This is a genomic window from Achromobacter sp. CSND-B12, assembly GCF_052906545.1.
The window spans coordinates 3755016-3768139 of the sequence record NZ_JBREGJ010000001.1 but is presented as its reverse complement, the minus strand read 5'-3'; the positions used below and the strand labels follow the sequence as shown (position 1 = coordinate 3768139).

Here is a 13124-nt window from a genome sequence, read left to right as displayed (position 1 = left end):
ATTTGTCCAACAGACTTACGCCTTCAAACCAGCGAGCGTCCGATCGAGATCATCAGGCTGGATTTCACCCAATATCTTCCGGTTAATGCTGCCATCTGCATTGAAAACGATGGTAAACGGCAGGCCGCCGCTCGGATTCCCCAGCTTGCGCAAGGTATCGATGGCGCCGGCGCCGATGACCCACAACGGATAGGAAACCTGTACTTTCTCGACAAATTTTTGCATGTTGGCGGCAGAATCCACGCCGATGCCGACAAACTTGATTTGCGGATATTTTTTCTGCAACGCGTCGAGTTCGGGCATTTCCTTGACGCAAGGCGCGCACCAGGTTGCCCAGAAATTGACCACGATGGGCTGGCCCTTCCAGGCGGCCAGCGACTGGGTCGCGCCGTTCAGGTCGGGCAATTGCAACTGCATCAGGGCGGCGACGGGATCCTCGGCGGCGGGCGCCGCGGGCTGGGGCTTGTTGCGGCCCAGCAGGGTGTAGCCACCCGCGACCGTGGCGGCCACGGCCACGGCGGCGGAAAGGAGTAGGCGTCGATTCATGGCGCGATCATAACCGTTGCGGCCGGTTTGCGCCGCCGCGGCCTGGACGGCGCTTGACCGCTGCCTATATATACAATGCAGGCAGGAGATTTTTCAATGCATCTGCATATTCTTGGCATCTGCGGTACGTTCATGGGCGGCCTGGCGCTGATCGCGCGCGCCGCCGGCCACAAGGTCACGGGTTGCGACGCGGGCGTTTATCCGCCCATGAGCACCCAGTTGTCCGAACAGGGCATCGAGCTGATCGAGGGCTTCGGCCCCGAACAGATGGCCCTCAAGCCGGATCTGTACGTGATCGGCAACGTGGTCAGCCGCGGCAATCCGCTGATGGAAGCCATCCTGGAATCCGGCGCCCGCTACGTATCGGGCCCGCAATGGCTGGGCGACAACATCCTGCCCGGCGCCCATGTGCTGGCGGTGGCCGGCACCCACGGCAAGACCACCACCAGTTCGATGCTGGCCTGGATCCTGGAAGCCGCGGGGCTCGCCCCCAACTTCCTGATCGGCGGCGTCGCGCCAGACCTGCACGTATCGGCGCGCTACGACCCCGCGCGCCGCCCCTTCGTGATCGAGGCGGATGAATACGACACGGCTTTCTTCGACAAGCGTTCGAAGTTCGTCCACTACCGCCCGCGCACCGCCGTCCTGAACAACCTGGAATACGATCACGCGGACATCTTCCCGGATCTGGCGGCCATCGAAACCCAATTCCACCACCTGGTACGCACCATCCCGGCTTCCGGCCGCATCATCCGCCCCGCCCACTCCGACGCGCTGGACCGGGTGATTGCGCGCGGATGCTGGTCCGAAACCGTCACGTTCGGCGCCGACGGCGCCTGGCAGGCCGACGCGCCCGATGCCGACGGCGCCTTCGAGGTGCGCTGCAATGGCGCCGCCGTGGGAACCGTGCGCTGGGCCCTGGGCGGCGAGCACAATCGCATGAACGCCCTGGCCGCGCTGGCCGCCGCCGAACACGCCGGCGTGCCGGCGGCCGAAGGCGTGGCGGCCCTGAGCCGTTTCGGCGGCGTGAAACGCCGCATGGAACTGCGCGGCACGGTCAACGGCGTCAAGGTCTACGACGACTTCGCCCACCACCCCACCGCCATCGCCACCACGGTGCAAGGCCTGCGTCGCCAGGTCGGCCCGGCCCGTATCCTGGCCGTGCTGGAACCGCGTTCCAACACCATGAAGCTGGGCGCCATGGCGGCCCGGCTGCCCGATTCCCTGCGCGACGCCGACCTGGTGTTCTGCTTCGGCGCCCGCGCCGGCAAGCACGCGCTGGGCTGGAACCCGGCCGAAGTGCTGGCGCCGCTGGGCGACCGCGCCTCCAGTTACGATGACATCGACGCCCTGGTGGCGGCCGTCGTGCAGGCCGCCCGGCCTGGCGACCAGGTGCTGGTGATGAGCAACGGCGGCTTCGGCGGCATCCACGGCAAGCTGTTGACAGCCCTGGAGGCGCGCGGCTGAAGGGCCGCGACCCGCCGCGCAACAGGCAGATCCCTCGGAAAGGCACGAAATGATCCTTTACCTGCACGGCTTTCGTTCCTCGCCGACGTCGTTCAAGGCCCGCATGATGGCCGACGCCATGGCCGCGCGCGGGCGGGAAGGCGATTGGGCCTGCCCGCAATTGCCGGCCAGCCCGCGCGAGGCCATCGATCTGGCGCTGGGCATCGCCCGCCAGCAACTGGCGCGTGCCACCGAGCCGCGCGCGCTGACCGTGGTCGGCTCGTCGCTGGGCGGTTTCTACGCGACCTGGCTGGCCGAGCAACTGGGTTGCAAGGCGGTGCTGCTCAACCCGGCGGTCGAGGCGGCGCGGGACCTGGCGACCCAGGTGGGCGAACACCGCATGTATCATTCCGACGCGCCATTCCGGTTCCTGCCCGAATACGTGGAGGAACTGGCCGCCCTGCACGTCAGCCGGATCAGCCAGCCGGACCGGTATTTCCTGGTGGCGGCGACCGGCGACGAGGTGCTGGACTGGCGCGAAATGCGTGACCGCTACGCGGGCTGCCGGCAGCGTATCGTGGCCGGTAGCGACCATGGCCTGTCGGATTTCGCCGACTGGATGCCCGAGGTGCTCGAATTCGCCCTTGGCTGCGCTCCAACCGGCCCCAGATAACTCTCAACACTCTTTATATTGCTGCGCAAGGCGGCGCGTGCGCGCCGCCCAGGACGACCCTCACCATGTATGTGTTTTACGAAGACGACGGCAGCTTCAAGGCCGGCCATATCCTGTCCGAAACCGACGCCAGCCTCCAGGTGGAGTCGGAGTCGGGCAAGCGCAGCAAGATCAAGCGCGCCAATACGCTGTTCAATTTCGCCGCGCCCGAACCCGCCGCGCTGATGGCCCAGGCGGCCGCGCTGGCCGAAACCCTGGACCTGCAATTCCTGTGGGAATGCGCGCCCCAGGAGGAATTCGAGTCCCCGGCCCTGGCGGCCGACTATTTCGGCCACGCCCCCACCCCGGTCGAGCAGGCCGCCCTGCTGATGCGCCTGCATGGCGCGCCAGCCTATTTCCACCGCCGCGGCAAGGGCAGTTACCGCCCTGCCCCGCCCGACATCCTGGCCGCCGCACTGGCCGCGCTGGAAAAGAAACAGCGCCAGGCCGAACAGCAGCAGGAATGGGTGGACGAGATGGCCGCCGGCCGCCTGCCCGAGCCCATCGCCCAGGTCGCCGAATCGCTGTTGATCCGGCCCGACAAGAATTCGCAGCAATGGAAGGCGCTGGACGCCGCCTGCGCCAGGCTCGGCAAGAGCCCCGACCGCCTGTTGCTGGAACTGGGCGCCTGGCCGCACGCCCTGGCGCTGCACAAGCGCCGCTTCCTGGCGGTGAACTTTCCCCGGGGCCTGGCCTTTCCCGAGCTGGAACTGCCGCCGATCGACCGCGAACTGCCGCTGTCGGACGCCGAGATCTATTCGGTCGACGACGTCACCACCACCGAGATCGACGACGCCCTGTCGGTTTCCACCCTGCCCGACGGCAACCTGCGCGTCGGCATCCACGTGGCCGCGCCCGGCCTGACGGTGACGCGCGACAGCGAATTCGACAAGCTGGCGCGCGCGCGTCTGTCCACGGTCTACATGCCGGGCGACAAGATCCCGATGCAGCCCGACAACGTCATCAAGGCCTTCTCGCTGGACGCGGGCCGCGAAGTGCCGGTGCTGTCGCTGTACGTGGTGGCCAACCCGGAAACCGGCGAGATCATCGAATCCGACACGCGCCTGGAGCGCGTGGTGGTGCGCGAGAACCTGCGCCACAACATGCTGGACGCCCAGGTCACCGAAGACAGCCTGAACGACACCTCCACTGAGCTGCCCTACGGCCACTGGCTGCGCCCGCTGTGGAAACTGGCGCAGGCCTTGTCGGCGCAGCGCGAGAACGTGCGCGGCAAGCCCGAGAACAATTCGCGGGTGGAGTACAGCTTCTACCTGGACGGCGACCCCGACGATCCCGACACCCCGGTGCGCCTGGTGCCGCGCCAGCGCAACGCGCCGCTGGACCGGATGGTTGCCGAGTACATGATCCTGGCCAATAACCTGTGGGGCGGCCTGCTGAACCAGCATGGCGTGCCGGGCATCTACCGCTCGCAACAGGCCGGCCGTGTGCGCATGAGCACCCAGGCGCTGCCGCACGAGGCCATCGGCGTGCCGCAGTACGCCTGGAGCACGTCGCCGCTGCGCCGCTACGTGGACCTGGTGAACCAATGGCAGCTGATCGCCGCCGTCGAGCACGGCGTCTCGGCGCGCCTGGTGGCTCCCTTCAAGCCGCGCGACGCGGACCTGTTCGCGATCATCGGCGCGTTCGACGCGCAGTACGCGGCCTGGGCCGAGTTCCAGAGCGCGATGGAGCGCTACTGGTGCCTGCGCTGGCTCAAGCAGCACAACATCACCCGCACGGTCGCCCACGTGCTGCGCGAAGACCTGGTGCGCTTCGCCAACTGCCCGCTCGTCACCCGGATCGGGGGGATGCCCGAGCTGGAGCGCGGGACGGCGGTGGAGGTGGAGATTCTGGGGATGGATGAGTTGTCGCTGGAGCTGGATTGCCGGTATGTGGGGCAGGTGGGGCCGGCGGCTGAAGAGGCTGCTGCTTAGGGCGGCGGTTGGCTTGTCGCTGGGTTGTTTCTGCTGGCGGCGGGGGGCTTTCTTAGGCCGCCCGTCTGGCAGGCGGCCCAGGCGGCGGGCGCCCACGATTGCGGTCCGGAGCGTTCGCTCCGGACTGGCCTCGGCGGCCCCCCCTGCCTCATCCTCGTTGCCGCCTGCCGGCGGCTGCCTTCGGATTCCGTCGGGCGCATCGAGGTTGCCCGCCGCCTGGGCCGCCTGCCAGACGAGCTACGTTTTTCTTGGCCTGTGGCGCTGCAAGAGCGAGGAAACTTCACGAGATTGCTGATGCCCGTTGCGGGTGGCCGCGCGGGCGCCCCCCCCGCAACTTACGCGGTGTCCTGGTTTGGCGCGTTGGCGCTGCGCGCGGGTGGCGGGTTGCTTGCTTGGGGTGCCGTCCAGCCAGTCGGAGGGAAGAGAGTGGGCGGCGCGCGATGGGGGCTGGCGTGCGCGTGACGGGCTTGGCGCGCGCCTGATCTGAGGAAGAACGGCTGACGGGGAAGATGCCTGCGATGCGTCGCTGATCCTTTCACGGGGAGAATGCCCGATGCATCCCGGATTCCTCCAAGCGGAACACCTCTGGCATTGCCTCACCGATTCCTCCGCATCTCGCCCGACCTCCCCCTAAATGCCAAAACCGGCCGCGCGGGCGGCCGGTTTTGGCGGCCCCGCAAAATCTTCCGTCCCGACTAGATCTTCCACCAAAACGCCAAGCACACGATTCGCCCCCACGCCGGTGAAGTGATCACGCTGTAGCCCGTGGCGTCGGCGGCCGGTGGGGCGCGGGGCGTGTAGATGCGCCCGAGGGAATCCGAAGGCAGCCGCCGGCAGGCGGCAACGAGGATGACGAAGGGGCAGTCCGGAGCGAACGCTCCGGACCGCAATCGTAGCCCCGCGCCCCACCGGCCGCCGACGCCACGGGCGGCCAAAAGAACACCACTTCCCCCCCGACAGCGACAGCACCAAAGCCTCCCGTTAAACTCCCGAAAAAATCACAATCGATATCGGAGGACGGACATGCGCATTCTGCTGGTCGAGGACAACCTCGACCTGGGCGATGCCGTGGAGAGCAAACTGCGTTCGGCGGGCCATAGCGTACAGTGGGTGCGCGACGGCGTCGCCGCGCTGCGCTGGGGGCTGGACGAAACATGGGATGCGCTGGTGCTGGACATCAACCTGCCCGGCAAGGACGGCTTCAGCGTCATCCGCGAGTTGCGCGCCGCCGGGCTGGAAGCGCCCGTGCTGGTCATGACCGCACGTTCCGAAATCGAAGACAAGATCGACATGCTCGACCTGGGCGCCGACGACTATCTCGTCAAGCCCTTCGACCTGCGCGAACTCGAAGCGCGGCTGCGCGCCCTGCTGCGGCGCCCGGCCGGGCAGACCAGCAGCGTCACCGCCTACGGCAACCTGAGCCTGGACCTGGCCAATCGCCACGTCACGCTGGCCGGCGCGCCGCTGGAACTGGGCCGGCGCGAGTTCCGGCTGCTGGAGATCCTGCTGGGCAAGCTGGGCCAGACCGTGGCCAAGGAACGGCTCATGAACCAGCTGTTCGACCTGGACGACGGTTCCCTCAACGCGCTGGAACTGCTGATCTCGCGCCTGCGCAAGAAACTGGCCGGCGCCTCCATCGATATCGTCACCGTGCGCGGCGTCGGCTACCAGGCCCGCAGCCATGACCCTGCCTGACAGCTTCTCGATCCGCCGCCGCGTCTTCACGCTGGGCGCGGCATTGCTCGCCTGCGCGCTCATCGGGCTGGTGTTCTTCCTGCGCGACTATGCCCAACGCGCCGCCGAACAGGCCTTCGACCGGCTGCTGGCGGCGTCGGCGTTGACGATTGCCGGCTCCGTGCAGATCGAGGACAACGGCGTCACGGTCGAACCGCCGGTCTCGTCGCTGGCCATGCTGTCGGGCAGCGAACGGGTGTTCTACGAAGCCCGCGCGTCCAACGGCCGGCTCATCACCGGCTATGCCGACCTGGCGCCCGGCCTGCCGCTGGCGCAGTCGGCCACGCCGGTGTTCGCCTATCTGCGCTATCACGATGAGCCGGTGCGCGTGGCCACGGTGGGACGGCTGGTGTCGGCCAGCCAGCACGCCGGCTGGGTCACCGTGCGCGTGGCCGAGACACTGGGCTCGCGCGAGGAGCTGGCCGACGAGATCCTGGGCCGCAGCGTGCTGCCGCTGATCGTGGTGTCGCTGGTCGCGCTGGGCCTGCTGTGGTTCGGCGTGCAGCGCGCCTTCGCGCCGCTGGCCGTGGTCGAAAGCGAATTGCGGCACCGGGCGCCGGACGACCTGGCGCCGCTGGTCACGCCGGTGCCGACCGAGGTGCGGCGCCTGGTCGAGGCCCTGAACGCCTTCATGCAACGCCTGTCCGGCATCATGGACACCCTCAACACCCTGGTTGCCGATGCCGCGCACCAGGTGCGCACGCCGCTGGCCTCGCTGCGCGCCCAGGCCGAAGTGGCGCTGGACGAAACCGACTCCAAGCGCCTGCACGAGCGCCTGGGCCGCATCCACCAGAATGCCACCCACGCCAGCCAGCTCATCAACCAGCTGCTGATGGACGCCACCATCACGCACCGGCTGGGCAAGGGCGCGCGCGCGCCGGTGGGCGTGGCCGAGACCATCAACGAAACCCGGCGCCGCATCGGGCCGCTGGAGGCGCAGCGCCTGCGCATCGAGATCGCCCCCGAGGTGCGCCGTGCCCGCATCGCGGGCGATCGCGTGGCGCTGCGCGAGATGCTGCGCAACCTGGTGGACAACGCCCTGCGTTATGCGCCGCAGGGCAACGTCGACATCCAGGCGACGCCGGTGGCGGGGTATCGCGTGGCGCTGACGGTGTCCGACCGCGGCCCAGGCATCGCCGACGATGAAAAGGAAGCCGTGCAGCAACGCTTCACGCGCGGGCGCACCGGTGAATCGCAGCCCGGCTCGGGTCTCGGGCTGGCCATCGTGCGATCGGTCGCGGTAGCGCACGGCGGCTCGCTGTGGCTGCAGGATCGGTCCGGCGGCGGCCTGTCGGCGCGCGTCATCCTGCCGCTGGCGCGCCCGCGGACGGGACGCGGGCTGGCGGGATGGATAGGCGTAGTCGGCGCGGCGTTCCTGCTGCTGTCCGCCGCGCCGGCAGACGTGCGCGCCGCCGAGGTCCCTGAGATCGTCACCCGCTATCCCGCGCCGCAGCCGTCATCGCGCGTGCTGACCATTGCCGGCCCCACCGACACACCGGTGGTGGCGCCGCTGATCCTCGGCTTCCAGGCGCAGCGGCCCGACGTCACCGTGGTCTATCGCGAGATGGGCAGCCGCGAACTGTACGAAGCGGCGATCGAGGACCGCCTCAAGGACGTGGACGTGCTGATGAGTTCGGCCTCGGACCTGCAGATCCGCCTGGCCAACGACGGCTACGCGCAGCGCTACACCTCTCCCTATGCCGCGCGGCTGCCATCGTGGGCGGTGTGGCGCAACGAGGTCTACGGCTTCACTTTCGAGCCGGCGGTGATCGTCTACAACCCCAAGCGCTACAGCGAAGCCACCGTGCCGCGCTCGCGCCAGGACCTGCTGCGCACGCTGGAGCAGGACCGCGCGCGCCTGCATGGCCGCGTCGGCACCTACGATATCTCGCGCAGCAGCGTGGGCTACCTGATGGCCGAGCAGGACGAGCTGGTGTCGTCGAACTTCTGGGGCCTGGCCAACGCCTTCGGCCAGGTCGGCGTGCGGCTGTCGGCCACCACCGCCGAACTGCTGGACGCCATCGAGAACGACGAGATGGACCTGGGCTACAACATCCTCGGGTCGTACGCCCTGTCGCGCCAGGCGGCGGGCGCGAAAATCGGCGTGGTGTTCCCGCAGGACTACGTGCTGGTGCTGGCGCGCTCGGTGCTGATCGCGCGGCGCGCGCCCAACCCCGACCTGGGGCGCGCGCTGGTCGACTGGCTGCTGTCGCCTGCCGGCCAGCAGGTGGCGTCCAGCCACGCGGCGCTCGGCTCGATCATGGAGGACACGCCCGGCCGCTGGACCTCCGAGGCGGTGCTGGCGCGCTCGCAGGGCATCGTGCAGCCGGTGGTGCTGTCGCCGGCGTTGCTGGTGGGGCTGGACCAGCGGCGCCATTCGCGCTTCGTGCAGAACTGGATCCGGCTGGTCACCGACACGCCCGAACGGCCGTAGGGCGCGGCTGCCCCGGACTCGCGCGCGGCAAGGCAGGCGAACGGCCGCCCCCAAAAGATCGGCCCCTTGCGCGAACACCGGGATTACCCCTATCCCGGCTGTCGCCCCATGACAGGACGACGACAGACGCCGAATCCTAAGATGGGCGCCAACAGGTCCATGCGCCTGTCGATACCAATTCCAAACGGAGACAAGACATGCTTGCCAAGTCCAGACTGGCGGCCGCCTGCGCCGCAGCATTCGCCATCGCCGCCGGCAGCGCCTACGCCCAGCAAGTGCCCGCGGGCTACCCGGCCGACTACCAGAAGATCCTCGACGGCGCCAAGAAGGAAGGCAAGGTCGTGATCTACTCGACCACCGACACCAAGGCGGCCGGCCCCATCATCAAGGGCTTCGAAGCGCTGTATCCCGGCGTCAAGGTCGAATACAACGACATGAACAGCACCGAGCTGTACAACCGCTACATCAGCGAGCAGGCGGCGGGCGGCAGCAGCGGCGACATCGTCTGGAGCTCGTCGATGGACTCGGCGCTCAAGCTGGCCACCGACTACGCGCTGCAGTACAAGTCGCCCGAGATCGGCAAGCTGCCGGCCTGGGCGGTGTGGAAGGATTCGGCCTACGGCACCACCTACGAACCGGCGGTGTTCATCTACAACAAGCGCCTGATCCCGGCCAACGAAGTGCCGACCACGCACGGCGCCCTGGCCAAGCTGATCGCCAGCCAGCCGGACAAGTTCAAGAACAAGGTCACCACCTACGACATCGAGAAGTCGGCCGTGGGCTTCATGCTGGCGGTGCAGGACAAGGCCAACGATCCCAAGTACTTCGAGACGCTCAAGGACATCGCCAAGGGCGGCCTGATCGTGCAGTCGTCCACCGGCACCATGATGGAACGCGTCTCGTCGGGCGAGAACCTGGTCGGCTACAACATCCTGGGCTCGTACGCCGAGACCCGCGCCAAGACCGATCCGTCGCTGGGCGTGGCCTACCCGACCGACTACGCGCTGGTGCTGTCGCGCGTGGCGTTCATCAGCAAGAAAGCCAAGAACCGCAACGCCGCCAAGCTGTGGATGGACTACCTGCTGTCGCAGAAGGGCCAGGAAATCATGGCCAACCAGGCCGACCTGGCGTCGGTCCGCGACGACATCGAAGGCGACAACGACGTTGACGGCATGACCAAGAAGCTGGGCGCCTCGCTCAAGCCGATCCCGGTCAACGAGACCCTGCTCGACTACCTGGAGCAGAACAAGCGCCTGCAGTTCATCAAGGACTGGCGCGCCGCCGCAGGCAAGTAAGGCTGTCGCCGGTACAGCCGGGGGCCGCGCGCCCCCGGCCGCAAGCACGCGGGCGGGCGCAGCACCGCCGCCCGCCAGGCCGCCCGCAGGCCGGGTGTTCATGGCCCACGGGCGCGGCCCGCGTCTATCGAGATAACAGGATTTCCCCATGCAGTCATTGCGCAGAAAATGGCAGTCCCTGCCACGCGGCGTGGTGGTGCTGATCACAGCCTTGGCCATCTACGTGCCGCTGTCGTTCATCATCATCCAGAGCTTTCTATCCGCGCCCTTCTTCACGCCGTCCAAGGTCTTCAGCCTGGATGCGTTCCGCTTCATCTTCGCGGACCCCGATTTCTACAAGGCGCTGAAAAGCGGCTTCATCCTGGCGTTCGGGCTGGCCATCATCGCCATTCCGCTGGGCGGCATGCTGGCGTTCCTGATGATCCGCACCGACCTGCCGGGCCGGCGCTGGATCGAACCGCTGATCCTGGTGCCGATCTTCGTGTCGCCAATGGTGCTGGGCTTCGGCTACGTGGTGGCGGCGGGCCCGGTCGGCTTCTTCTCGACCTGGGCGCAGAACATCCTGGGCTTCGTGCCCTGGAACGTCTATTCGCTGACCAGCATCGTCATCATCGCCGGCCTGACGCACGTGCCGCACGCCTACCTGTACATTTCGTCGGCGCTGCGCAGCATGGGCTCGGACGTCGAGGAGGCGGCGCGCGTCAGCGGCGCCTCGCCGCTGCGCGTGATGGTGTCGGTGAGCCTGCCGATGGTGCGGCCGGCCATGCTGTACGCCACCGTGCTGCTGTTCTTCCTGGGCCTGGAAGTGTTCGGCCTGGTGCTGGTGCTGGGTGACCCCGAAGGCAACCTGGTGCTGGCCACCTACCTGTACAAGTTGACCAACAAGCTCGGCATCCCCTCGTACCACCTGATGGCCGCGGTGGCCGTGGTGCTGATCTGCATGACGATTCCGCTGGTCATGCTGCAGCGCCGCCTGATGCGCACCGCCAACCGCTTCGTCACCGTCAAGGGCAAGGCCTCGCGCGCCCGTCCGCTGCCGCTGGGCAAGTGGCGCTGGGTGGCCGGCGGCGTGGTGGCGTTCTGGCTGCTGGTCACCATCGTGGTGCCGCTGCTGGGCGTGTTGCTGCGCGCCTTCGTGTCCAACTGGGGCATGGGCGTGTCGCTGTTCGACGTGCTGTCGCTGGACGCGTTCCGCACCGTGTTCTCGCAACCCAACCTGATGCGCGCGATCGTCAACTCGGTGGCCATCGGCGTGTTCGGCGGCGCGCTGGCGGTGATCTGCTACACCTTCGTCGGCCTGGCCATGCACCGCAAGCCGGACAACGTCACGCGCTTCATGGACTACAGCGTGCTGGTGCCGCGCGCCGTGCCCGGCCTGCTGGCGGGCCTGGCCTTCCTGTGGGTGTTCCTGTTCGTGCCGATGTGGCTGGACAACGCGCTGGACGCCGACCTGGGCGGCTGGCTGTCGGGACTGCCGTTCGCCGAGTGGGCGCGCGAGAACTTCGTCGAATGGCTGCGTTCCATGCGCAGCACCATCTTCAGCGTGTGGCTGGCCTACACGGTGGTGTGGATGGCCTATGGGCTGCGGCTGATCTCGTCGACGCTGCTGCAGGTCGGCCCCGAACTGGAAGAAGCCGCCCGCAGCGCCGGCGCCCGCCGCGGCCAGGTCACGCGCCACGTCACCGTGCCGCTGGCCAAGTACGGCCTGATCGGTTCATGGCTGCTGATGTTCCTGATCTTCGAGCGTGAATACTCCACCGGCGTCTACCTGCTGTCGCCAGGCACCGAGACCATCGGCTCCATGCTGGTGTCGCTGTGGGCCTCGGGCGCCATCGACATCGTGGCCGCGCTTTCCTTCATCAATATCGTTCTGGTCGTGATCGGCCTGGGCATCGCCCTGCGATTCGGAGTCAAACTTCATGATTGAGCTTTCTGTAGAAGACCTGCACCTGGACTACGGCGACAACCCGGTGCTCAAGGGCGTGTCGATGCAGCTGCGCCAGGGCGAGGTGGTGTCGCTGCTGGGCCCCTCGGGCAGCGGCAAGACCACCCTGCTGCGCGCCGTGGCCGGCCTGGAAGGCCCCAAGCGCGGCCGCATCACCATCGGCGATCGCACCGTCTACGACGGCGCCGCGCGCCAGGAGATCCCGGCCGAGGAGCGCAATCTCGGCCTGGTGTTCCAGTCGTATGCCCTGTGGCCGCACAAGACCGTGTTCGACAACGTCGCCTACCCGCTCAAGCTGCGCAAGGTGCCGTCGGGCGAAGTGCGCGAACGCGTGCAGGCGGTGCTGGACCAGCTCGGCCTGGGCAAGCTGGGCCAGCGCCATCCGCACGCGCTGTCCGGCGGCCAGCAGCAGCGCGTGGCCATCGGCCGCGCCCTGGTTTACAGCCCGCCCGTGATCCTGCTGGACGAGCCGCTGTCCAACCTGGACGCCAAGCTGCGCGAGGAGGCCCGCGCCTTCCTGCGCGAGCTGATCATCCGCCTGGGCCTGTCGGCGTTGATGGTGACGCATGACCAGAGCGAAGCCATGGCCATTTCCGACCGCATCCTGCTGCTGAACAACGGCAAGATCGAACAGCAGGGCACGCCGCAGGAGATGTACGGCGCGCCCAAGACCTTGTTCACCGCCGAGTTCATGGGCAGCAACAACCGCCTGGACGGCAAGGTCACCGAAGTGCGCGATGGCCGCGCCCGCATCGAGGGCCGCGGCTGGGCGCTGTGGGGCCAGGCCGGCGAAGGCGTGGCCGCGGGCCAGGACGCCACCGCCGTGATCCGGGTCGAACAGGTCCGCCTGGCGGACGACCCCGACGGCAACCACATCGACATGCCGCTGCTGACCAGCATGTACCTGGGCGACCGCTGGGAATACCTGTTCCGCACCCCCGACGCGGATCCGGCCAATACCCTGGCGCTGCGCGCCTACGGCCCCGAGGGCCGCGAACCCGGCCCCTGCCGCCTGGCGCTGCCGGCCGGCAAGGTGTGGGTGTTCCCGCGCCCGGCCAAGTAGGGTGACGGCGGCGGG

Annotated in this window: 9 protein-coding genes; 8 read left to right on the top strand and 1 reads right to left on the bottom strand. The window is 68.1% G+C overall.

Annotation, left to right across the window (positions count from 1 at the left end):
- Nucleotides 1–15: 15 nt before the first annotated feature.
- Entirely contained in the window at nucleotides 16–546 is a 531-nt protein-coding gene (locus ACUTAG_RS17680) for a TlpA family protein disulfide reductase (protein WP_020925273.1), read from the bottom strand.
- Nucleotides 547–642: 96 nt separating this feature from the next.
- Here ACUTAG_RS17680 and mpl point away from each other — a divergent pair, with 96 nt between their 5' ends.
- From mpl to ACUTAG_RS17640, 8 genes are all read left to right on the top strand, one after another.
- Nucleotides 643–2013, top strand: a complete 1371-nt coding sequence (mpl, locus tag ACUTAG_RS17675; protein WP_006388600.1) for a UDP-N-acetylmuramate:L-alanyl-gamma-D-glutamyl-meso-diaminopimelate ligase — start codon at nucleotides 643–645, stop codon at nucleotides 2011–2013.
- Nucleotides 2014–2062: 49 nt separating this feature from the next.
- A complete protein-coding gene (locus ACUTAG_RS17670) occupies nucleotides 2063–2665 on the top strand; it encodes a YqiA/YcfP family alpha/beta fold hydrolase (RefSeq protein ID WP_020925274.1) in 603 nt (200 codons plus the stop codon).
- A gap of 65 nt (nucleotides 2666–2730) precedes the next feature.
- Nucleotides 2731–4638 carry a ribonuclease catalytic domain-containing protein gene (locus ACUTAG_RS17665; protein ID WP_026383199.1) on the top strand — a complete coding sequence of 636 codons (1908 nt, stop codon included), beginning with the start codon at nucleotides 2731–2733 and terminating at the stop codon, nucleotides 4636–4638.
- 1023 nt (nucleotides 4639–5661) lie between these two features.
- The gene (locus ACUTAG_RS17660) at nucleotides 5662–6333 is read left to right on the top strand and encodes a response regulator transcription factor (protein ID WP_006388597.1); all 672 of its coding nucleotides are present in this window, start codon (nucleotides 5662–5664) and stop codon (nucleotides 6331–6333) included.
- Complete coding sequence (locus tag ACUTAG_RS17655) at nucleotides 6320–8806, top strand: sensor histidine kinase (protein ID WP_148317620.1); 2487 nt, start codon at nucleotides 6320–6322, stop codon at nucleotides 8804–8806. Before ACUTAG_RS17660 ends, ACUTAG_RS17655 begins: the two co-directional genes overlap by 14 nt.
- A gap of 197 nt (nucleotides 8807–9003) precedes the next feature.
- Nucleotides 9004–10101: an ABC transporter substrate-binding protein gene (locus ACUTAG_RS17650; protein WP_006392747.1), complete on the top strand. Its 1098-nt coding sequence runs from the start codon at nucleotides 9004–9006 to the stop codon at nucleotides 10099–10101.
- Between the two features lie 148 nt (nucleotides 10102–10249).
- Nucleotides 10250–12028, top strand: a complete 1779-nt coding sequence (locus ACUTAG_RS17645; RefSeq protein ID WP_020925277.1) for an ABC transporter permease — start codon at nucleotides 10250–10252, stop codon at nucleotides 12026–12028.
- The gene (locus tag ACUTAG_RS17640; protein WP_024067676.1) at nucleotides 12021–13109 is read left to right on the top strand and encodes an ABC transporter ATP-binding protein; all 1089 of its coding nucleotides are present in this window, start codon (nucleotides 12021–12023) and stop codon (nucleotides 13107–13109) included. Before ACUTAG_RS17645 ends, ACUTAG_RS17640 begins: the two co-directional genes overlap by 8 nt.
- The last annotated feature ends 15 nt before the right edge of the window (nucleotides 13110–13124 follow it).

Excerpts from the sequence above, each read along its gene's own strand:
- ACUTAG_RS17670 (WP_020925274.1), top strand. The coding sequence starts at position 2,063 with ATGATCCTTTACCTGCACGGCTTTCGTTCCTCGCCGACGTCGTTCAAG.
- ACUTAG_RS17680 (WP_020925273.1), bottom strand. The coding sequence starts at position 546 with ATGAATCGACGCCTACTCCTTTCCGCCGCCGTGGCCGTGGCCGCCACG.
- ACUTAG_RS17645 (WP_020925277.1), top strand. The coding sequence starts at position 10,250 with ATGCAGTCATTGCGCAGAAAATGGCAGTCCCTGCCACGCGGCGTGGTG.
- ACUTAG_RS17650 (WP_006392747.1), top strand. The coding sequence starts at position 9,004 with ATGCTTGCCAAGTCCAGACTGGCGGCCGCCTGCGCCGCAGCATTCGCC.
- ACUTAG_RS17660 (WP_006388597.1), top strand. The coding sequence starts at position 5,662 with ATGCGCATTCTGCTGGTCGAGGACAACCTCGACCTGGGCGATGCCGTG.
- mpl (WP_006388600.1), top strand. The coding sequence starts at position 643 with ATGCATCTGCATATTCTTGGCATCTGCGGTACGTTCATGGGCGGCCTG.
- ACUTAG_RS17665 (WP_026383199.1), top strand. The coding sequence starts at position 2,731 with ATGTATGTGTTTTACGAAGACGACGGCAGCTTCAAGGCCGGCCATATC.
- ACUTAG_RS17640 (WP_024067676.1), top strand. The coding sequence starts at position 12,021 with ATGATTGAGCTTTCTGTAGAAGACCTGCACCTGGACTACGGCGACAAC.
- ACUTAG_RS17655 (WP_148317620.1), top strand. The coding sequence starts at position 6,320 with ATGACCCTGCCTGACAGCTTCTCGATCCGCCGCCGCGTCTTCACGCTG.